The sequence below is a fragment of the Labrenzia sp. 5N genome, from assembly GCF_012395805.1.
Lineage (GTDB): Bacteria > Pseudomonadota > Alphaproteobacteria > Rhizobiales > Stappiaceae > Roseibium > Roseibium algicola.
Genome location: NZ_JAAZTM010000004.1, coordinates 170,291 through 189,542 on the forward strand (window position 1 = coordinate 170,291; position 19,252 = coordinate 189,542).

At 59.6% G+C, this 19,252-nt stretch carries 17 protein-coding genes; 7 read left to right on the forward strand and 10 right to left on the reverse strand.

What is annotated here, in order from left to right; translation table 11 throughout:
- Positions 1–166: 166 nt before the first annotated feature.
- The 3 genes from HEP89_RS03840 to HEP89_RS03850 all read left to right on the forward strand — a co-directional run bounded on the left by HEP89_RS03840 (position 167) and on the right by HEP89_RS03850 (position 2,296).
- Positions 167–559, forward strand: coding sequence for a YciI family protein (locus tag HEP89_RS03840; RefSeq protein ID WP_023002194.1), 393 nt, complete (start codon positions 167–169; stop codon positions 557–559).
- Positions 528–1,772 carry an RNA polymerase sigma factor gene (locus HEP89_RS03845; RefSeq protein WP_168691369.1) on the forward strand — a complete coding sequence of 415 codons (1,245 nt, stop codon included), beginning with the start codon at positions 528–530 and terminating at the stop codon, positions 1,770–1,772. The genes HEP89_RS03840 and HEP89_RS03845 overlap by 32 nt, the downstream gene beginning before the upstream one ends.
- A gap of 140 nt (positions 1,773–1,912) precedes the next feature.
- Positions 1,913–2,296, forward strand: a complete 384-nt coding sequence (locus HEP89_RS03850; protein WP_168691370.1) for a VOC family protein — start codon at positions 1,913–1,915, stop codon at positions 2,294–2,296.
- Between the two features lie 213 nt (positions 2,297–2,509).
- Here HEP89_RS03850 and HEP89_RS03855 read toward each other — a convergent pair whose 3' ends face one another.
- Entirely contained in the window at positions 2,510–3,304 is a 795-nt protein-coding gene (locus HEP89_RS03855) for a MipA/OmpV family protein (RefSeq protein WP_168691371.1), read from the reverse strand.
- Positions 3,305–3,398: 94 nt separating this feature from the next.
- On the opposite strand from HEP89_RS03855, the gene HEP89_RS03860 reads away from it, so the two are divergent.
- Positions 3,399–4,025 carry a TetR/AcrR family transcriptional regulator gene (locus HEP89_RS03860; protein ID WP_168691372.1) on the forward strand — a complete coding sequence of 209 codons (627 nt, stop codon included), beginning with the start codon at positions 3,399–3,401 and terminating at the stop codon, positions 4,023–4,025.
- Between the two features lie 20 nt (positions 4,026–4,045).
- On the opposite strand, the gene HEP89_RS03865 is transcribed toward HEP89_RS03860, so the two are convergent.
- The 7 genes from HEP89_RS03865 to cysG form a co-directional block, all read right to left on the reverse strand.
- Positions 4,046–5,473 carry a sensor domain-containing diguanylate cyclase gene (locus HEP89_RS03865; protein ID WP_168691373.1) on the reverse strand — a complete coding sequence of 476 codons (1,428 nt, stop codon included), beginning with the start codon at positions 5,471–5,473 and terminating at the stop codon, positions 4,046–4,048.
- A gap of 299 nt (positions 5,474–5,772) precedes the next feature.
- Positions 5,773–6,546, reverse strand: coding sequence for an SDR family oxidoreductase (locus HEP89_RS03870; protein WP_023002200.1), 774 nt, complete (start codon positions 6,544–6,546; stop codon positions 5,773–5,775).
- A gap of 472 nt (positions 6,547–7,018) precedes the next feature.
- Entirely contained in the window at positions 7,019–7,552 is a 534-nt protein-coding gene (locus HEP89_RS03875) for a DUF934 domain-containing protein (protein WP_023002201.1), read from the reverse strand.
- 34 nt (positions 7,553–7,586) lie between these two features.
- Positions 7,587–8,348 carry a phosphoadenylyl-sulfate reductase gene (locus tag HEP89_RS03880; RefSeq protein ID WP_023002202.1) on the reverse strand — a complete coding sequence of 254 codons (762 nt, stop codon included), beginning with the start codon at positions 8,346–8,348 and terminating at the stop codon, positions 7,587–7,589.
- Positions 8,335–9,993, reverse strand: coding sequence for a nitrite/sulfite reductase (locus HEP89_RS03885; protein ID WP_023002203.1), 1,659 nt, complete (start codon positions 9,991–9,993; stop codon positions 8,335–8,337). Before HEP89_RS03885 ends, HEP89_RS03880 begins: the two co-directional genes overlap by 14 nt.
- A 62-nt stretch (positions 9,994–10,055) precedes the next feature.
- Positions 10,056–10,355 carry a DUF2849 domain-containing protein gene (locus tag HEP89_RS03890; protein ID WP_023002204.1) on the reverse strand — a complete coding sequence of 100 codons (300 nt, stop codon included), beginning with the start codon at positions 10,353–10,355 and terminating at the stop codon, positions 10,056–10,058.
- A 21-nt stretch (positions 10,356–10,376) separates the two neighbouring features.
- A complete protein-coding gene (gene cysG, locus HEP89_RS03895) occupies positions 10,377–11,840 on the reverse strand; it encodes a siroheme synthase CysG (RefSeq protein WP_168691374.1) in 1,464 nt (487 codons plus the stop codon).
- A 362-nt stretch (positions 11,841–12,202) separates the two neighbouring features.
- Between cysG and HEP89_RS03900 the strand changes: the two genes are divergently transcribed.
- Positions 12,203–13,309 carry a hypothetical protein gene (locus HEP89_RS03900; protein WP_168691375.1) on the forward strand — a complete coding sequence of 369 codons (1,107 nt, stop codon included), beginning with the start codon at positions 12,203–12,205 and terminating at the stop codon, positions 13,307–13,309.
- A 151-nt stretch (positions 13,310–13,460) separates the two neighbouring features.
- On the opposite strand, the gene HEP89_RS03905 is transcribed toward HEP89_RS03900, so the two are convergent.
- Complete coding sequence (locus HEP89_RS03905; protein WP_023002209.1) at positions 13,461–14,627, reverse strand: acetyl-CoA acetyltransferase; 1,167 nt, start codon at positions 14,625–14,627, stop codon at positions 13,461–13,463.
- Between the two features lie 585 nt (positions 14,628–15,212).
- On the opposite strand from HEP89_RS03905, the gene HEP89_RS03910 reads away from it, so the two are divergent.
- On the forward strand, positions 15,213–16,883 hold the full coding sequence (locus tag HEP89_RS03910; RefSeq protein WP_168691376.1) for an alpha-glucosidase family protein: 1,671 nt from the start codon (positions 15,213–15,215) through the stop codon (positions 16,881–16,883).
- 85 nt (positions 16,884–16,968) lie between these two features.
- Positions 16,969–17,757, forward strand: a complete 789-nt coding sequence (locus tag HEP89_RS03915) for a glycosyltransferase family 2 protein (RefSeq protein ID WP_168691377.1) — start codon at positions 16,969–16,971, stop codon at positions 17,755–17,757.
- A gap of 73 nt (positions 17,758–17,830) precedes the next feature.
- Here HEP89_RS03915 and HEP89_RS03920 read toward each other — a convergent pair whose 3' ends face one another.
- Complete coding sequence (locus HEP89_RS03920; RefSeq protein ID WP_023002212.1) at positions 17,831–19,114, reverse strand: adenylate/guanylate cyclase domain-containing protein; 1,284 nt, start codon at positions 19,112–19,114, stop codon at positions 17,831–17,833.
- Positions 19,115–19,252 lie beyond the last annotated feature (138 nt).

The window sequence follows — 19,252 nt, forward strand, 5'->3', positions numbered from 1 at the left end:
AGATCACACGGACTGGAGTTGCCCGGCTTAACGGCCGGCAACTCTCCCTTTCGGCCAGGCCATGTCCCGATCGCGGGCAAGTTTTCACTTTTTTTCGGTCGGCTGTCGGATAAGCTCGCGCCTGCACGTTCCTTGGGTATCAATCCAAGCAACCGGAGGGACCCACATGCTTTTTTCCGTTTTGATTTACGCCAGCGAAGATTTCATTGACGCTCTGCCACCGGAAGAGCTTGCCACCGTTTATCAGAAACACGGCGCCTTTCACGAACACACCAAGACAAACAACTCCTTCGCCGTTGCAACCAAGTTGATGTCGACGGGAACCTCGGTCACGATCAACAAGGACAAGGACGACTTTATTGTCACTGACGGGCCTTTTGCCGAAACGAAAGAGCAGTTCATGGGCTTTTACGTGATCGACTGCCCGACACTGGAGGACGCCATCGAGGCGGTGAAGATCCTGCCGCTGGATCATGGCCGCATCGAAATTCGTCCGGTGGAATTCTTCGAGGGAGCCGATTTCAAGAATGCCGAGCGCCTGGTTATCAGCGCATCTTAGGGCTGCCCGCCCGCGCGTCCTGGCAGCGCTCAACCGCGTCTTCGGCGACATTGACCTTGCCGAGGATGCTTTTCAGGACGCCTCGTTGAAAGCGCTCAAGGCGTGGTCACCCGACCGGATGCCGGCGGATCCGGTTGCCTGGCTGATCATAGCCGGACGCAATGCCGGCATCGATACGCTGCGGAAACGCAAAAAGGAAACCCTCACCTCACCGGATGATCTCGAGCCTCTTCCCGAAGGCCCGCACCCGGAAGACGAGCTGACCCAATCGCTGGATCATGCCGTCTACCGGGACGACATCCTGCGTCTTCTGTTTACCTGCTGCCACCCGGTGCTGCGCCGGGACCAGCAGATTGCCCTTTCCCTGAAAATTGTCGCTGGTCTTGGTGTGGAGGAGATTGCCCGTGCATTTCTGGTACAGGCCAAGACCATGGAACAGCGTATCACGCGTGCGAAGAAACGGCTGCAGGCGGCCAAACTGAGCTATGAGGAGCCGGACAGAACCGCCCGTGCCGAGCGACTTTCCGCCGTAGCCAATGCCATCTATCTGATCTTCAACGAAGGCTATGCCGCGTCACAGGGTGAAGAACTGATCCGCGAGCCCCTGTGTGAGGAAGCGATCCGCCTGGCCCGCCTGATCGTTCGGCTGTTTCCCGAAGAACCGGAACTGCGCGGCTTGCTGGCCCTTTGCCTGATCCAGCATTCCCGCCGCAAGGCCCGGCTGAGCCGGAGCGGCGCTGCCGTAACGCTGGAAGACCAGGACCGTTCGCTTTGGGACCGGAAACTGATCGCCGAAGGCAACATTCTGCTTGAGGCCGCCTTGCGCAAGGCGCGGCCCGGCCCCTTTCAGATCGAGGCAGCCATTGCCTCGACCCACACCCAGGCTGCGACCTACGCAACCACCGACTGGGTCGAGATCGACCGGCTTTACCGTGCCCTGGAACATATCCGGCCTTCACCGGTTGTGGCGCTCAACCGCGCCGTGGTCCAGGCAAAGCTGAACGGAGCACAGGCCGGCTTGTGCCGCCTGGAGCAACTGGCCGGCTCTCTGGAGCGCTACCCGAACTTTCATGTTGTCCGCGCTACCTTTCTGGAAGAACTGGGCCTGGCTGAAGAGGCTCAGGCCGCTTACCGCAAAGCGCTGGAATTTGCGGGAACCGATGTCGATCGCGACCATATCCGTCGGAAAATGAAGGTTTCTGGCGGACAATAGATCTGTTTCGAGCCTCGTTTTGTTCAGATCCTGCCAGACCAAAATATTTTTTACCCCCCTGTCGGGTCTGCCTGTCGCCCGCCGTCCTCTGATCACCTGGCACTGCCAGGCAATTGTTTTCAACACAGAGGATGAAAGACATGAGCACTCCGTCGCAAACACATGGCGCGTTCAGCTGGATGGAACTTCATTGCGCTGACGGTGCCAAGGCGCAGGCCTTCTATTCCGACCTGCTCGGCTGGGGCACAAAAACCGTGGATGTGGGCGTAGGCCCCTACACCATGATCATGAACAATGAAAACATGATCGGCGGCTTCCCATCCATGGAAACTGAAAGTCCCCGTTGGCTGCCCTATGTGACTGTCGACAGTGTCGATGCGCGTGTCGAAAAAGCCCGTGCGCTTGGTGCGACGATTGCAATGGAACCGATGAGCATTCCAAACGTCGGCCGCATGGCAACGATTGTCGACCCGCTCGGAGGCGTGATCGCATTGATCACATACGAAGAGCCGACAGACGCGTGATTGCGCCTGCCGCTTGAACCTTCAGCAGCCCCGGCCTTGTGCCGGGGCACGCCTGGTGGAACGCGGCCCGCGATAACCTTTCAAAAATTCTGGCTGACGAAGCCACTGATGCAACCGATGACCGTTCTGGCGCTGGTGCGCTTCGTGGTTTTACCGGGACAGGTTCCGGCACAGTTTGACCGCGTCAGAGCAGCTTTCCGTGCAGACCGCCGATCAGAACTTGTACCAGAGAAACAGACCGCCATGGCCGTTGAGCGCCTCTCCCCGGTCTTCAACGATCGGGCTATCAGCCATGCCGCCGAGAAGCACCGACCCGCCGACGAGGCCACCGACGCCCCAGTTTTCGGTTACGGCAAATCTTGACGAAACATCCACGCTCACGTCCCTGAAGCCTGCGTCGGCCTTGTATTCCTTGAGACCGGTTGCGGCCGCGCCTTTTGCGGTCACGGAATAGTAGGCGTCAGCATAGGTGCCGTCGACAAAGGTCGTGGAGACATCGAGGCCGAAAGCCAGACGCTGGGTCGCGTTGATTTCGTAACCCAGGCTGAATGTGGCCGTTGTGCCGCTATCGCCGATGACGTCATGGGCAATCTCGACACTGGCACCAAGTGAATCGCGATCAAGCAGCAAACCGGCGTAGCCACCTCCTGCCGTGGCACCAACCCAGAGCTCCTCGTCAACATCGGGAAGCTTGTCGACAACATTGTCGGACACATCCTTGCGGCCCGTGCCGTAGCCAATAAGCGGCCCGGCGTAAAAGCTGTCGAAAGGCAGCACGTTGGCGGTCGCCGTCAATCCGTTGAACTTGACGAAATAAGGCCCCTTTTGCACAGACGCGATGATGCCGGGAACGAAACCGTAGTCCTTGGAGCCCAGATATTCCGGACCGAAGAAGGGACCAGCGCCAACCAGTACGCTCCAGTCCTTCTGTTCCTCCCCCATGGCAGGACATGCGACAAGCGCGAGACTTGCAAGGACGGTAGTCCGCACATAACACTTAGACGACATAAGACAACCCTTCTGCATTGCGACCCCAGCAATGTTGCCACTGTCTATATGCGGAATTTTCAGCCGTCAACGAAAATGTTGACAGTGTCTACTTATGGAGGAAAAAGGCCTGAGCGACCCGAAATATCACCACGGCAATCTGAAAGAGGCCCTGATCCAGGCAGGGCTGGACATTCTGCGCGAAGATGGACTTGAGGCCCTGTCGCTGCGGGCGTGCGCCGCCCGTGCCGGCGTTTCCCATGGAGCGCCGAAGAACCACTTTGCCAATCTTGCCGTCCTGCAGGCAGCCATCGCGACGGAAGGCTTCCGGCAGTTTGCGGGCACGATGCGCCGGCATATGGCGGATGCGTCCAACGACGCCCGTGAACAGATACTCGCAAGCGCCCGCGGTTACATCGCCTTCGTTGAAGAGAACCCGCATCTGTTCCGGCTGATGTTCTCCATGGAACGACAGCTCGACATCTATCCGGAGCTTCAGCCGGCCAGCCGCGAAGCCTATGCGGTTCTAAGGGAGGTCTCCGAAGGACTTTCACCGGAGAATTGCGAGAACCCCGTTCACCGGACTTCCGTTGAAACAATGCTTTGGGCGTTCATTCACGGCTACGCCAATCTGAAGGCAAATCGGCAGTTCTATACGGCCAATGCGGAAACCGGACGAGACCCGGCGCTGGAGGAAATCTTCCCCCAACTGCTTTACCTGACCAGAAATAAGGAAGTCTGACGGCCGCCTGTCCGAAAACCCTATGCCGCTCCGCAGTGCTCCACGCGGTTGCGACCGCGTTCCTTCGCCTGGTAGCAAAGCCGGTCTGCTTCGGCCAACAGGGTATCAAGACAGGCTGCATTGTCGTGTTCGACAGCGACGACGCCGAGGCTTGCGGTAACGCGAACCAGTTTTCCGTCTCCTGCGGCAACCGGCTCACAGCAGACGCTTTGCCGAATTTTCTCGGCTTCCGCCACTGCGTCCATGATCTGGCTGTTCGGAATCATGATGGCGAATTCCTCGCCGCCCATACGACCCAGAAGACTGTCCGGCCGCAGCGTGCCTTGCACGCGCCGCACGAAGCTGACCAGTACGGTATCACCGGCTGCGTGTCCGTAAGTGTCGTTGACCGACTTGAAATGATCGAGGTCGACCATCAGCAGGGCAAAGCCATTCATGCCAAGGGAGAGACTGCGAGAGACCTCCTCGCGGAAGGCATTGCGGTTGAGCACGTCGGTCAGTTGGTCGTGCGTGGCAAGATATTGCAGACGGACCAGCAACGCATTCCGGCTCTGCGTGACGCAGGACAACATGATAGGCGCCAGTGCGACAAGGGAAATGCCGAGCCGGATGGAAATGAGCGTCATCACGTCGAGCTGCAGGGAGCTGCTGTCGCCAAGCCCGTTTGACAGGATGACGAGACCCCACACGCCAATGCACAACGTCAGTATAGCTGTCGGAAAGACCGGATAGACGACACCACACCACAAGAGCGCCGGAACCGGAAACGCAATGGCGCCAGGCCCTCCGACGACTGCGCCGGCAATACAGGAGATCAGCAGCAGGATCAGCGGCGCGCGTTTTTCCTGCCTCAACCGCGCCAGCAGACCGGAAAAGTCCGGCAATGTTCCTTCCAGCTTCGGTGCCGACAGGATAACCGGCAGGAAGGAGATGTAGTTGACCAGCTCGGTCGTCGACCAGAATATCCAGCCGGGAATGACACCTCCGCCGAAGAGGATCGGATTTGCGATGCCACCGACAAGCCCTGCCACGGAAGCTGCGATAGCCGAAGCCACTGCGAGATGGAGAAGGGCCAACGGTTGTTGCAGCCGAACGGAGGACGCGGGCAAATATTTATAGACCTGATACCCGGCAGCCACCCCGACCATGTTGGCCGCATTCAGCAGCACGGCCTTTTCGAGCGTCGCTCCTGTCAGAAGATCCGCTGCCAGGTAACCTACGGCAGCAGCAACCCAGCTCTGCCAACAAGCCGATTTCGGCAAACGAACCAGCAGTCCGAGGAGAATTGCGTTGGCCGGCCATACTGCTGCCAGGAACCCGGTCGGCCGGGTAAGAATGCCGAAGATGCAAGCCAGGAACACCACCAGGCCCAGCAAGAATGGTACGCGCATTTCAGGCCTTGCGACCCGCTCCAGGACACCGTCCTTTCCGTATAAATTCGCGACCACTGTTCTCTCCATCTGCGACAGCTCGAATTAAAATAATTCAGGCATTCGCCGTCGGACGTTCCGCAATTTCCCGAAGTGCGCCCTTTGTTTCGGAAGGTTTCGGCAACCGAATCCCTTGATCCATCTGAGGCATGGTGAGGGTGTTTATCTAACGAACCAATAAAAACACAAGCACAAAGTATGCATTAACTTCCGGAGCGCGGATGTTTTGCATTAAGTTCACGTGGAGCGTTGACTTCGATTAGGCTGAACGACATGCGGCATCACGAAAAGACCACGACGCCGCACCAGCCACCATCTTAGAGGACCGTGTGCCGCAGGCCGCCGTTGACCTGCAGGATCTCACCCGTCATTCCGCCGGAAAGATCACTGAGCAAATAGGCAGCAGCTCCGGCAACTTCCTCTGCAGTGACACCACGGCGCAGGAACGACTGCCGTGAGAGAACCTCGTGAACCTTGCGGAAGTCGGGCAGGACGCGCGATGACGTGGTCGGGACCGCGCCGGCGGAAACACCGTTCACACGGACATTCTCATGGCCAAGTTCCGCCGCAAGCGCCCGCACGGAGTGTTCCAGTGCAGCCTTTGCGACACCCAGGACCTCGTAGCCGGGCACCACGCGCTCACCGCCCAGGAAGGTCAGGGCAACAACGGATCTGAGGTTCGGGTTGCGCCGCTGCACCTCCCGCACCAGGGCTATGAAGGCATAACAGCTGGTGCTGATCGTCTTCAGAAAGTTCTCTTCGCTCGTCCCCAGCAGACCGTTCTGTCCGGCTTCGCCGATGTCGGTCTTGGCCAGGCAGAACACCATGCCGGTCAGGTCGGTCAGATCGTCAATCGCGTCGATGGACTGCGGATAGTCCAGGAAACGGATGTCGTGATGTGGCGTTTTGGCAGACAGCTTTTCCGGCCGGCGCGACGTCAGCACGGTTTCCCAACCGTTCTGATACATGTGCTCGCCGATTGCCAGGCCGAGCGATCGCTTTGAACTGACCCCGACCACGAGCACCTTGTTGGTCTTTACTGCGGGCTTCCTCAGATCGAAGAGCGTTTCGAGGGTGCGAGTAACGGCCATTGAGCGACATTCCTGCTGAGGACCGGAACCGGCCTGCGGTATTGGATTTCGGGAAACAATTGGCAATGCCCCGGTATCCCCGTTTCGACGCCACATTGCCTCGTGCGCCAGTGCCGGTTCGCCGGCAAATCACTTTGCCGCCAGACCATATGACGTATAATAAGTCAGTCTTGTGACAATGCGATTCACAGCCTGTAACCGGATGTTTCAATCCACTGACGAACTGCATTCCGGTTGCTGACACAAATTGGACAGGCAAAACACTTGCCGTGGTTCGGTTTCACCTTTTCCTTCGACAGCAAAAGACCATGGGCGAGCGCCTGACGTCTTCGGCGATGCCGACGGCCTCTTGCAAGGATGGCAGCTCGCAAACAAATGGGGACCCCGCCTTGCGAGGTCCCCTGAAACGCTCGTTCGAATTTTGTGCCGCCGGCCTACGACCATTGGCGCAAGACGGGCAGCCCCGATCAGCTTACTCCGCAGCGACCGCCAGGTCCCGGTGGGAGCGGCGCGCCCACGGGCGTGTTCCTTCCGGGATTTCATCGACCGTGCCGACCGGCTGCAGATATTTGGTCACTTCGGGCCATTCACCGGCTTTCAGGGCTTTCAGCACTTCCGGCTTGGAGATCTCGAACGTCGACACACCGCAGCGGCGTGCCAGCGGCACCTGGTCGAGAATGTATTTCCCGAGCGCGCGGATATCACCCTTGTAGCCGATCTGCTCACGCAGGATGCGGGCTGCGGAAAAGCCGCGGCCATCGGAAAAGCTCGGAAAGTCGACGGCAACCAGTGCCAGCCGGTCGAGATAATTTTCGATCAGCTCGACATCGTCACCAGCCTCGACGATGACGGCGGTTTTGCCGTCTCGTGCCAGATATGCATCCGGGTCGATGAGAAACACGGTCATCGGTACAAGCGCATCGCCTTCGACAGCAGTGCCGGTTTCGGCATCTGTCCGCGCCCAGCTTTCCTCGACGAAATCGCCGTCCTTGAAAATCGTTGCCATTCTTTGCGTCCTCAAAATCCTCTATCGGCAGCGGTCAGATACCGCTGCCGTCAACTTCCTTGCCATGGGTCGGCCAGTGAATGCCGCATTCCGTCTTGTCCTGGCCACGCCAACGTCCAGCCCGGGGGTCCTCGCCGGGGGCAACCTTGCTGGTGCAGGGCAGGCAGCCGATGGAGGGGTAGCCTTGCGCCACCAGCGGATGCGGCGGCAGATCATGGGTCTTGGCATAATCCAGAATTTCTGCAGCCGTCCAGTCCGCCAGCGGATTGACCTTCACCCGGCCTTCGTCGATTTCGAAGAACTCCAGGCTGGAGCGACTTGCGCTCTGGAACCGCTTGCGGCCGGAAATCCAGGCTTCGAACCCGTTCAAGGCCTCGGCCAGCGGCACCACCTTGCGGATATGACAGCAGGCGTCGGTATCGCTCATCCAGAGCATGCCCGCGGGATCTTCCCTGGAGAGATCATCCTTGTTCGGCTTCTGGGTGCGGACATCGGTCAGGCCGAGCTTCTCGATCAGCTCATCACGATAGAGCAGCGTGGCCGGAAACAGTTTGACCGTGTCCACGAATACGACCGGCGTCGAAGGGTCGATCTGGGCAACCATATGCAGGAGCACTGCGGAATCGGCCCCGAAGCTGGAGACCATGGCAATGCCACCGGCGAACTGGTGGCGGATGGCCGCCCTCAGGACGTCGTCCGCGGTTGCATCCTCGAACTGGGCGTTGAGTGCGGCGACTTCCGCCTGCAAGCCCAGCTCCGGATCAACACCTAGGCTGAATGTCTCATGCAGCGCCATAAAGGGCCTCCTTGAAGGGATCCTCCCCAACCCGGCGATAGGCTTCCAGGAAGGTCTCTTCTTTGCCGTTCCGCAGGCCGAGATAGGTATCGACCAGCTTCTCGATGGCATCGACCACTTCTTCAGACGAGAAGCCGCGGCCGACGATTTCACCAATGGACGCGTTTTCGTTGGCGGAGCCGCCAAGCGTCACCTGATAGAATTCCTCGCCCTTCTTCTCCAGGCCGAGAATGCCGATGTGGCCGACATGGTGGTGACCACAGGCGTTGATGCAGCCGGAGATCTTGATCTTAAGCTCACCGATCTCGGCCTGCCGTTCCGCAGCACCGAAGCGTTCGGAGATCCGCTGCGCAACCGGAATGGAGCGGGCGGTTGCCAGGGCGCAATAGTCCATGCCCGGGCAGGCGATGATGTCGGTGATCAGACCGGCATTGCCTTCCGCGATACGCGCGGCCACCAACTCGTCGAACAGCGCCGGCAGGTCGTCCAGCTTTACATGCGGCAGGATCACGTTCTGCTCGTGACTGATGCGGATCTCGTCATGACCGTATTTCTCGGCAAGGTTCGCGATCACGTCCATCTGCTCATCCGACGCATCACCCGGGATGCCGCCGATCGGCTTCATGGACAATGTGACGGAGGTATAGCCAGGCACCCGGTGCGGGTTGAGGTTATGCGCCGTGAACTGGGCAAAGGCTGCATCCGCCGCCTTGCGTGTTTCAACGGCAGCCGAGGTCGCATTGCCCACTTCCAGCGGAGGCGGAGCAAAATAGGCTTCGATGCGGCGCACTTCCTCGTCCGGCAGACGCAGGACCCCGAAGCGGATCTTTTCGAATTCGGCCTCGATATCCGCCTTCAGTTCGTCCAGCCCGGTTTCATGAACCAGGATCTTGATGCGGGCCTTGTACTTGTTGTCGCGGCGGCCGTAGCGGTTATAGACGCGCAGGATCGCTTCCGAGTAGGCAAGCAGATCTTCCTCGGGAAGGAAGTCGCGCACCTTGCGGCCGATCATCGGCGTACGGCCAAGTCCGCCACCGACGAAGACCACGAACCCGATCTCACCGGCATCGTTGCGTGCGAGCTGCAGCCCGATATCGTGAACCTGGACGGCAGCACGGTCGTTCGGTGCGCCTGTGATGGCGATCTTGAACTTGCGCGGCAGGAACGAGAATTCCGGATGCAGCGATGACCACTGGCGCAGGATTTCCGCATAGGGGCGCGGGTCGGCGATCTCGTCGGCCGCAGCACCGGCGAAGTGATCCGCGGTCACGTTTCGAATGCAGTTGCCCGACGTCTGGATGGCATGCATCTCGACTTCTGCCAGCTCTTCCAGGATCTTCGGCGTATCTTCCAGTTTCGGCCAGTTGAACTGGATGTTCTGGCGCGTGGTGAAGTGGCCGTAGCTCTGGTCGTACGTGCGGGCGATATGGGCGAGCTTGCGCATCTGCCGGCCGTTGAGCGTGCCATAGGGAATGGCAACGCGCAGCATGTAGGCATGGAGCTGCAGATAGAGACCGTTCATCAGGCGCAGCGGCTTGAACTCGTCCTCGGAAAGCTCGCCAGCCAGACGGCGGCGGACCTGGTCCTTGAACTGCTCGGTACGCTGGTTCACGAAGCTCGCGTCAAATTCGTCGTAACGGTACATGTCTCAATCTCTCCTCAGCGAGCGCTGCCATGGAAGGCGCTGCCCTGCCCTTCATTGTTGTTTCAGGCGGAAACCGCCTGGGCCTGCTTGCCCAGTTCCGGGTGGGTGGTCGGGCCGGTTGCCCGGATCTTTTCGCGCAGGCGCACCGGTACGATGACGCCCTCTTCCACGGTCACGTCCATCTCGTAGACACCAACGACTTTCTGGTTCTTCTCGGCCTCAAGACCTTCGGCCAGGGCTGCCGCGACCGCTTCCTTGCCGTCATAAACCTTAGCCAGCGTAATGCGCTCGACCCAGGAACCGTTTTCCGCGAGCCAGACAACATCGCCGTTCAAAAGGCGGTTGGCGGTGATGACTTTCATGTGCGTCCACTCTCTTCAAGTTCAGGCGGCTACAACCCGGGCGGCGAGCTGCGGCGCCAGGGGTTCGGCCTTGTCCATTGCGGCATGGCCCACGGCCTCGCCGATCACGATCAGAACCGGTCCGTCGATCTCCGCGCGGTTCGACAGCACCGCGAGTTCGGACAGGGTTCCGGCAAATTGGCGTTCGTCCGGGTGTGCCGCATTCTCGATCACGGCAACCGGTGTTTCAGGTTTCAGGCCCGCGCCGATCATCTTCTCGGCAACGGCAGCCGCCACGGTTCGGCCCATGTAGACAGCCACCGTCGCGCCCTTAAGTGCCAGCCCAGCCCAATCCGGCAGGGTTTCGGACTTGGCATTGTGGCCGGTTGCGAAAACCAGGTTGGAGGCGACACCGCGCAACGTGAGCGGGATCTGGGCTGACGCCGCCGCGGCGAAGGCTGCCGTGACGCCTGGAACAATTTCAAAGCCGATACCAGCTTCGCGAAGCGCTTCCATTTCTTCTGCCGCACGGCCAAAGATCATCGGATCTCCAGCTTTCAGACGCACGACCTTCAAGCCCTTGCGGCCAAGCTCGACCAGGAGCTCGGAAATTTCGGACTGTGGCACGGAATGAGCGCCCTTGCGCTTGCCCACTGAAATGCGCTCCGCATCACGGCGGCCCATGGCAACGACATTTGCCGGCACCAGCGCATCGTGAACGATGACGTCGGCTTCCTGCAGCAGGCGCTGCGCGCGCAGGGTCAACAGGTCTTCCGCGCCCGGCCCGGCACCGACAAGCCAGACAAAACCGGGTTCGTCCGCCATCGAATTCAACAACCGCTGCGCCTCGGAACGGGCGACATCAGCCTTGCCTGCATAGAGATTGGTTGCGACCGAACCGGAGAAGAAGCGCGCCCAGAAACTGCGGCGCAGCCCCCCGTCGCGGATCACCTTGGTTGCGGCATCGCGGAAACTTTCGGCAAGACGCGCCAGCTCGCCGGTCGAACGCGGCAGCATGGCTTCAATGCGCGCGCGGATGTGGCGCGACAGGACAGGACCGACACCGGTCGAGGTTATCGCAACGGCGATCGGTGCGCGATTGACCAGGGCACCGGTGTAGAAGTCGCACAGTTCCGGCTTGTCGACCGCATTGACTGGAACGCCCTGCGCCCGTGCCGCATCGACAACAACCTTGTCGAGGTCCCAGTCTTCGCGTGCGGAAAAAACCAGAGCGGCGTCCTTCAGATGACCAGGCTGGAAATCCTCGGCAAGATGCTCGGTCTCGAAGAGGTCAATAGCCTCCTGCAGATCCGGTTCGACAATTTTGGAAACGACGACGATCCGGGCGTTGGTTTCACCCAGGAGACGAACCTTTGCAGTAGCTTCACCGCCGTGCCCGACAACGAGCACACGCCGGCCGGCAACCTTCATGAAGGCCGGAAACACGTCGAGCCGGTCTTCCGGCTTTTTCAGTGTTTTCAGAGTGTCGCCACCACGGCTAGTCATCGTCAGGGTCTCCAGTCCCAGTTTGATGGGTCTAATGTAATCGGCAGCCCATGCCTGCGCCGGGCACCGGATTTCAAAGCTGGAAACAGAAGCGGAATAGTTTTTTGCAATCCTCTGATTTGGCCAATTTCAATTCCCGGCGGCCGGTCAGAGTGATTTTTGCGAGGAAAAATTTCCAACGGGCCTGGTCCGGTTGAAAGAGTTTTTCTCCTGTTCCAACGGTCAGTGAACACCCCGTTCAGCCGTCGTTTGCGACGGCATTCAACCTTCCGGGCAAGCGTGCGTCATTCTTGATGCCGCAAAGGAAATCACTTAGCCTTTCCAGACGGCTGGGACACGGCCGCTGTGGCATCAGAGGGGGTATGATGCGTCTTGTTTATTCATTGGTTGCCGCCGGGGTTTCCGCAGGTCTTTTGCTCTTCGGCAGCTTCGGAACTAGCCATGCAGCCGTTGTTGAAAACTTCCAAAGCGGCGGCTGGAATGGCAGTGCCTTCACTGATGATCAGACCGGCGCATTTTCGACCTGTGTCGCGTCCGTGAGCTACCACAGCGGCATCACGCTATATGTCCAGCTCGACACCAACTACAACTGGGCCATCGGCTTTTCGGCGCTTCAGTGGAACATGAAGGTCGGCGCGGATATTGCGCTTCAGTATCGCATCGACCGGGGCGCCTGGCAGAGCGGCGTAGCCAAGGCGACGTCGAAGAATCTGGCGCGCATGCAAATGCCGAGAGGCGGCTACATCATCACCCGATTTCGCCGCGGACGGACACTTTACGTTCGAGATGGCACCTACAATTACGAATTCCGCCTCACAGGCACCTCTCGCCTGATGGCACGTCTTGCCAAATGCGTGGAGCAGAACATCGCACGGTACGGTGCGGTACCCATTGCCGGCGCTGCAGGCGCCAGCTCTCAAGGTGGCCTCGGACATTCCGCCCCCACCAAGGACGAAGCGGCGGCGTCCAGTTCGGCGACCGACCCGCAACTTGCCATCGAAGCGACCCAGGCCCTGTTCAACCTGATGGGCAGCGCAGGTCTTTCCGGGCTAAAGCTTATTCCCGACGGACAGCGCGAAGAAGATCTGAACGGCCTTCATGCCGTTGCCACCAACGACGTACGCACGATTGTGGCGCACATTTTTCCGGCGGGTAGCTACCAGTCGGAAGAAGAACTGATGTCGCTTATTGTTGCCGACAGCCAGAAGAAATGCGCGGAAGGCAAATTCACCTCAGGTTCCGAACGGATCAACGAGAACGGCAAACCGATCTATACAAGTTACGCCAACTGCGAAACGGGCGACTTTCAGTTGATCGAGCGGGTCGCCATCGCAAAGCGCAAGGCGGGCGGGGTCTTCATCTACGGCGTGGCGGATACTTACGTCGGCGAAGGCGGTGGCGCACCGGTTTCTCCGCCTGAACTGACGGATCCGGATCTCTACTCGGCAATCGCAAACGCTGCGGAGTAAGGCAAAACGAGCAGCCGATCACCCGATCCAGCCCGGCCAACGATTTTTCCGAATATGTCATCGCGTAAGAAAATGCCGGATCTCGCGAAAAAAAACGAGGGCGATTTCCCGCCCTCTTCCAAAACATTCTCAGACGCAGAATGCCTGCCGATTACTTCATCGCCTGCATCACGGACACGAAGTTGGCCACCGCGGCCCCCCCCATGTTGAAGATGCCGCCGATCTCGGCGTTCTTCACCTGGATTTCGCCGGCAGTGCCGGTCAGCTGCATCGCAGTGAGCACGTGCATGGAGACACCTGTGGCGCCAATCGGATGGCCCTTGGCCTTCAGACCACCGGACGGGTTCACCGGCAGCTTGCCGCCCATTTCCGTCCAGCCTTCCAGCACGGCGCGAGCACCCTCGCCTTCCTTGGTCAGGCCCATGGCTTCATATTCGATCAGCTCTGCAATGGTGAAACAGTCGTGGGTCTCGACGAAAGACAGATCGTCCAGTGCCAGATTGGCATCGCCGAGTGCCTGACCCCAGGCCTTGGAACAGCCTTCGAACTTCAGGATGTCGCGCTTCGACATCGGCAGGAAATCCTGCACGTGGGCAAGCGCGCGGAAGGCAACCGCCTTCTTCATGCCGAGAGCCGTTGCAGGATCGGTCAGGACGAGTGCGGCGGCACCGTCGGACACCAGCGAACAGTCGGTGCGCTTCAGCGGGCCGGCGACAAAGGGGTTCTTTTCGGACTCTGCGCGGCAGAAGTCGAAACCGAGGTCCTTGCGCATCTGGGCGTAGGGGTTGCCAACACCGTTCTTGTGGTTCTTCGACGCAATCTTGGCCAGGGCATCGGACTGGTCGCCGTACTTCTGGAAGTAGGCGTCGGCGATCTTGCCGAAGACGCCGGCGAAGCCTGCCGGGATATCGCCTTCTTCCTTCAGATAGGAGGCCTTGAGCAGGTTCTTGCCGATTTCCGGACCGGGCGTCGTGGTCATCTGCTCGACACCGACGACCAGCACGAAGCGGGCGTCACCCGAAGCAATGGCGCGCACACCCTGATGCACCGCCGCAGAGCCGGTGGCGCAGGCGTTTTCGACACGGGTTGCCGGTTTGAAGCGCAGCGCCGGATCGGCCTGCAGCACCAGCGAAGCGGTGAAATCCTGTGCCGAGAAACCGGCATTGAAATGACCAAGCAGGATCTCGTCGACATCTCCCGGCTCGATACCTGCGTCCTTGATGGCATCGACCGCCACCTTGACGATCATGCTTTCAACCGTCTCTTCCGAATGCTTGCCGAAGGGCATGTGTGCCCAACCCACCATGGCTGCCGTCATGACACTTCCTCCAGGTTTTTTGCCCGCAAGATGAAACCCGATTTCCGCCGGATCTCTTGTCCGTGCGAGGGGCCCTCCATCTTACGTAAGTTCTGTGTGCGGGGACAGTTCCAGCTTCCATGTTGCTTTGCAAGAAGAAACTGACCTAAACGTCATAACAATATTTTTCCATGTTTTATTTCAGTTACTTAAATAAGTTAGTCCAAAGAGATAACACCAGTTTGGCCGCGCAGGCGCAGCATGTCGGGGGCTTCCGTCTTCAGCGAGGCCCGTGGCAGGCAAACCGATTGAGATGGTCACACCCCTGTCACTTAAGCCATGTAGGAAAAGCGCGTTCCGGACAAAATCGTGTTTCGTTCCTTTTCAGTAGCTCCACCGGTCCTGCCTCGCAGGGCCGGTTTTTGCATGTGCTCATCCTCCCCGTTCCACATGTGCGACGCAATTCACACATCGCTTACCGAAAGCAATTGCCGAACGACTTTTTCAACACTGTTCACTTGACCTGAGAAGGCGCTGGATATAGCCATTCAAAGCGCTTTGAAACCCATTAAGACCGCCTCAGAAGCGGAACGGAGACAACCGGCAATGTTCGAAGAAGCCGAAACGGGCCTGGAGGCTGATGTGCCGTCAGACATGAAGAATGACCCGGATTGGTGGCGTGGAGCGGTGATCTACCAGATCTATCCGCGCTCCTTCAACGACACCAATGGTGATGGCATAGGCGACCTCAACGGCGTCAGCGAACGCATGGACTACATTGCCTCGTTGGGCGTCGATGCCATCTGGCTGTCGCCTTTCTTCACCTCGCCGATGGATGATTTCGGTTACGATGTCTCCGACTATGAAGATGTCGACCCGATGTTCGGCACGCTTGCCGATTTCGACCGCATGCTGGCTGCCGCTCATGCGCGCGGCCTGAAGGTGATCATCGACCTGGTGATTTCGCACACCTCCGACCAGCATCCATGGTTTGTCGAAAGCCGTTCGTCACGCGACAATGCCAAGGCCGACTGGTTCGTTTGGGCCGACGCCAAGCCGGACGGCACGGTGCCGACCAACTGGCTTTCGATCTTCGGCGGCCCGGCCTGGGAATGGGACAGCCGCCGGCGCCAGTATTACATGCACAATTTCCTGACCAGCCAGCCGGATCTGAACTTCCATAACCCGGAGGTTCAGGACGCGGTTCTGGCTGCCGCCAGGTTCTGGCTCGACCGCGGTGTCGACGGGTTCCGTCTCGACACGGTGAACTTCTATTTCCACGACAAGCAGCTCCGGGACAACCCACCCCTGAGCGCGACTGAAATGCCGTCCACCGTCGATCCGACCAACCCCTACGGCTATCAGGATCACCTTTATGACAAGACCCAACCGGAAAACCTGTTGTTTCTTGAGAAGCTGCGCGCGCTCCTGGACAAATATCCGGGCACGACGTCCGTCGGTGAAATCGGCGCAGACGGACAGGCCGTGGAACTGACGGCGTCCTATACGGAAGCCGGCAAGCGCATTCACATGGCCTACAGCTTCGACCTGCTGACGCCTCAACATTCGGCGCCCTACATCCGCAAGATCGTGGAAGAGATGAACGCCGGCATCGGCTCCGGCTGGGCTTCCTGGGCGCTGTCGAACCACGACGTGAAGCGGGTCGCCAGCCGCTGGGGCGAGGATCTGGACATTGGCAGCTTTGCACCGCTTGAAACCGCCCTCTGCGCTTCGCTGCGCGGCACCCCCTGCCTTTACCAGGGCGAGGAACTCGGCCTGCCGCAGGCTGAAGTTCCTTTTGAAAAGCTGCAGGATCCCTACGGCGTTCGCTTCTGGCCGGAATACAAGGGCCGCGACGGCTGCCGAACACCAATGCCGTGGGTGAAAGACAACAGCAACGCCGGTTTCTCCGAAGCCGAGCCCTGGCTTCCGGTCGCACAGGATCATCTGGCGCTTGCCGCCTTCGAACAGGACAAGGACGAAAGCTCCATCCTGAACCGGAACCGGGCCTTCTATGCCTGGCGGCAGGCCCAGGAGCCTTTGAAGAAGGGCGACATGGTGTTTCTGGACAGCCAGGACAACACGCTGGTCTTCACCCGCAGCCATCAGGGTGAGACCGTGCTGTGTGCCTTTAACCTCGGCACCGAGCCGGCCACCGTCACCTTGAACGGACTTGAGCTGGAAAACCTCAATGCACCCGGCTTCAACGGCACGCTGGAGGGCGCCACGATTGCGCTTCATGGCCTCGATGCTCTGTTTGCCCGCGTGAAATCCTGATTTCGCGCCTTCAATTCGGGCTCCGGCACGGCTAAATAGTCGCGCCGGAGCATTTCCGGCCTAGCAAACCAACGCCGGACCTTTCATGACCGACCGCCTGCCCGTTTCCGTTTTCATCATCGCCCGTGACGAGGCCGACCGGATCGCCCGACCGATCGAAAGTGTCATCGGCTGGGTGGATGAGGTCATCGTCATCGACAGCGGATCAACGGACGAAACTGTCGCCGTGGCCGAACAACTTGGCGCGCGGGTCATCCGCAACGACTGGCCTGGCTACGGTCCGCAAAAGCGTTTCGGCGAAGACCAGTGCCGCAACGACTGGCTGCTCAATCTGGATGCCGACGAAGAGGTGACGCCGGGCCTCGCCGCGGAAATCAAAGCCAAATTCGCAGACGGCAGTTACGCGGACGCCGATGGCTGGCGCATCATGATCCGCGATCTTTATGCCCATGAAACCGACCCTGCCCCCTGGGCCTACGGGTATCATCAGATCCGCCTCTACGACCGGCGCAAGGGCCGGTTCTCTGCCTCGACGGTTCATGACACGGTCCGGCCCGAGGAAGGCGCGCGCATCTCGAACCTTTCCGGCATCATGGCGCACCGGTCCATCCGGTCGCTGGATTTTCAGGTTGGCAAATACAATCGCTACTCGGGCATGCAGGTGGACGACATGCGCGCCCGCGGCCGCAAGCTGCCGAAAAGCCGCCTCCTGACCGAATTTCCGGTGAGCTTCTTCAAGGCCTATTTCGTGCGCAAGTACCGCAAATACGGCTGGTGGGGCTTTATCCTGGCCATGAACTACGCCCACGCCCGCTTCCTGCGCGTCGCCAAGGCCTATGAGGCCGAGTTGCTGGACAGGACCAAAACGGACTGAGGCACGAGCTGCGCGTTACTGTTGTCGCAGCCCCCTCACCGGACCTGCATCGGTCTTGCCGAGTCGTTCCATACTAGGCTGCAAAAATGGCAACCGGTTTGCCGACGCCGCGCAGGGCATGTTCGCCCATGGCATTGAGACCGGTCTGGAGGTCGCCGGAAAGAGCAGCGCGTACCGGTTCTGTCAGGAGCAAGGCGCGGCCGAGGGGTTTGCACAGGGATTCCACCCGGCTGGTCTCATTGACGGCGCGTCCGATCACCGTGAAGTCGAGCCGTTCCTCACCACCGACATTGCCGAAGAAGACTTCACCCCGGTGAAGGCCGATACCGATCTTCAGGGGGTGCCAGTGGATCGGGTCGGGAAGATCCTCGGGCGGATTGCGGTTCAGCTCGTCAATGGCCTCCAGTGCAGCCTTCGCGGCCTTCACCGCCGCATTCGCCGCCGCTGTTTCACCAAATGTCTTCTGATCGAACACGGCCAAAATGCCGTCGCCCATGAACTTCAGGATATCGCCGCCGTGGTTGAGCACGGCATCCGAGATCCTGTCGAAATAGGCGTTGAGGATAGCCGTCACTTCCGGTCCGCTCAGCCTGTCGGCGAGTTGAGTGAAGCCGCGCATGTCGGCCATGAAGACCACTGCCTTGATGGCCTCGCCATCACCGCGCTTGATCTCGCCATCCAGCACGCGCTGTCCGGCGATCGGCCCGAGATAGGTGTCGGCAACGTTGCGGGCAATCCGCTGAACGATGTGGCGCTCGATGTGCAGCGCCAAAAGGTCGATCAGATTGCGGATCAGGTCTTTTTCCGCCGGAGGAAACCCACCGGGTTTGCGGGTTGCCAAGGTCATGGCATTCCGCTTTTCGTGTGAGGAACTGAGCGGCAGGGCGACATAGGTCGTGTATCCCTGATCGGCAAGTTCGCGCATCAGCGGAGCGGAATTGGCGCCTTCCTCGCTTTCCAGATCGACCTTGATGGTCTGGCCTTCGTTGATGACGTGGAAAAGCGGATTGCGGGTAAAGGCTTCCGATTTGGTCGCGTTGGCATCTGCGGCAACCTCGTCGCAGAAATAATCCTGACTGTTCCAGACCCAGGAAAAACCGATGACGCGCGGATGCAGGGTACCGATATGCAACGTTGCCCGGTCGATTGCGAGGCCTGCAGCCTTGCAGCGCCACATGAACTCCTCGAACATCAGCATGACATCATCGATCCGCGTCGCTTCATGCAAGAGCCACGAATTCAGCTGGTCGATACTGAGTGTCTCCGGCGCACAGGAAGGGCCTCTGCTGGAACGGGCAAGCAGATAGACATGAGGCGCGTATGTGCGCGGGGCTGGGTCAAGAAAGGCTTTGTTCATCGGGGCTCCGTGAAACGCTCTGGCTAATATCTCGGGCGCCGGAGATCAAACTTCAATCGGCAAAAAACCGAATGGTAGGAAATGCCCTAAATTGGCCCAAGGGAAACATCGACCCAAGGGCAACTGGGCATCGAGGAG

Excerpts from the sequence above, each read along its gene's own strand:
- HEP89_RS03850 (WP_168691370.1), top strand. The coding sequence starts at position 1,913 with ATGAGCACTCCGTCGCAAACACATGGCGCGTTCAGCTGGATGGAACTT.
- HEP89_RS03840 (WP_023002194.1), top strand. The coding sequence starts at position 167 with ATGCTTTTTTCCGTTTTGATTTACGCCAGCGAAGATTTCATTGACGCT.
- HEP89_RS03920 (WP_023002212.1), bottom strand. The coding sequence starts at position 19,114 with ATGAACAAAGCCTTTCTTGACCCAGCCCCGCGCACATACGCGCCTCAT.
- HEP89_RS03885 (WP_023002203.1), bottom strand. The coding sequence starts at position 9,993 with ATGTACCGTTACGACGAATTTGACGCGAGCTTCGTGAACCAGCGTACC.
- HEP89_RS03905 (WP_023002209.1), bottom strand. The coding sequence starts at position 14,627 with ATGACGGCAGCCATGGTGGGTTGGGCACACATGCCCTTCGGCAAGCAT.
- HEP89_RS03880 (WP_023002202.1), bottom strand. The coding sequence starts at position 8,348 with ATGGCGCTGCATGAGACATTCAGCCTAGGTGTTGATCCGGAGCTGGGC.
- cysG (WP_168691374.1), bottom strand. The coding sequence starts at position 11,840 with ATGACTAGCCGTGGTGGCGACACTCTGAAAACACTGAAAAAGCCGGAA.
- HEP89_RS03860 (WP_168691372.1), top strand. The coding sequence starts at position 3,399 with ATGGAGGAAAAAGGCCTGAGCGACCCGAAATATCACCACGGCAATCTG.
- HEP89_RS03900 (WP_168691375.1), top strand. The coding sequence starts at position 12,203 with ATGATGCGTCTTGTTTATTCATTGGTTGCCGCCGGGGTTTCCGCAGGT.
- HEP89_RS03855 (WP_168691371.1), bottom strand. The coding sequence starts at position 3,304 with ATGTCGTCTAAGTGTTATGTGCGGACTACCGTCCTTGCAAGTCTCGCG.
- HEP89_RS03870 (WP_023002200.1), bottom strand. The coding sequence starts at position 6,546 with ATGGCCGTTACTCGCACCCTCGAAACGCTCTTCGATCTGAGGAAGCCC.
- HEP89_RS03845 (WP_168691369.1), top strand. The coding sequence starts at position 528 with ATGCCGAGCGCCTGGTTATCAGCGCATCTTAGGGCTGCCCGCCCGCGC.
- HEP89_RS03910 (WP_168691376.1), top strand. The coding sequence starts at position 15,213 with ATGTTCGAAGAAGCCGAAACGGGCCTGGAGGCTGATGTGCCGTCAGAC.
- HEP89_RS03915 (WP_168691377.1), top strand. The coding sequence starts at position 16,969 with ATGACCGACCGCCTGCCCGTTTCCGTTTTCATCATCGCCCGTGACGAG.
- HEP89_RS03890 (WP_023002204.1), bottom strand. The coding sequence starts at position 10,355 with ATGAAAGTCATCACCGCCAACCGCCTTTTGAACGGCGATGTTGTCTGG.
- HEP89_RS03875 (WP_023002201.1), bottom strand. The coding sequence starts at position 7,552 with ATGGCAACGATTTTCAAGGACGGCGATTTCGTCGAGGAAAGCTGGGCG.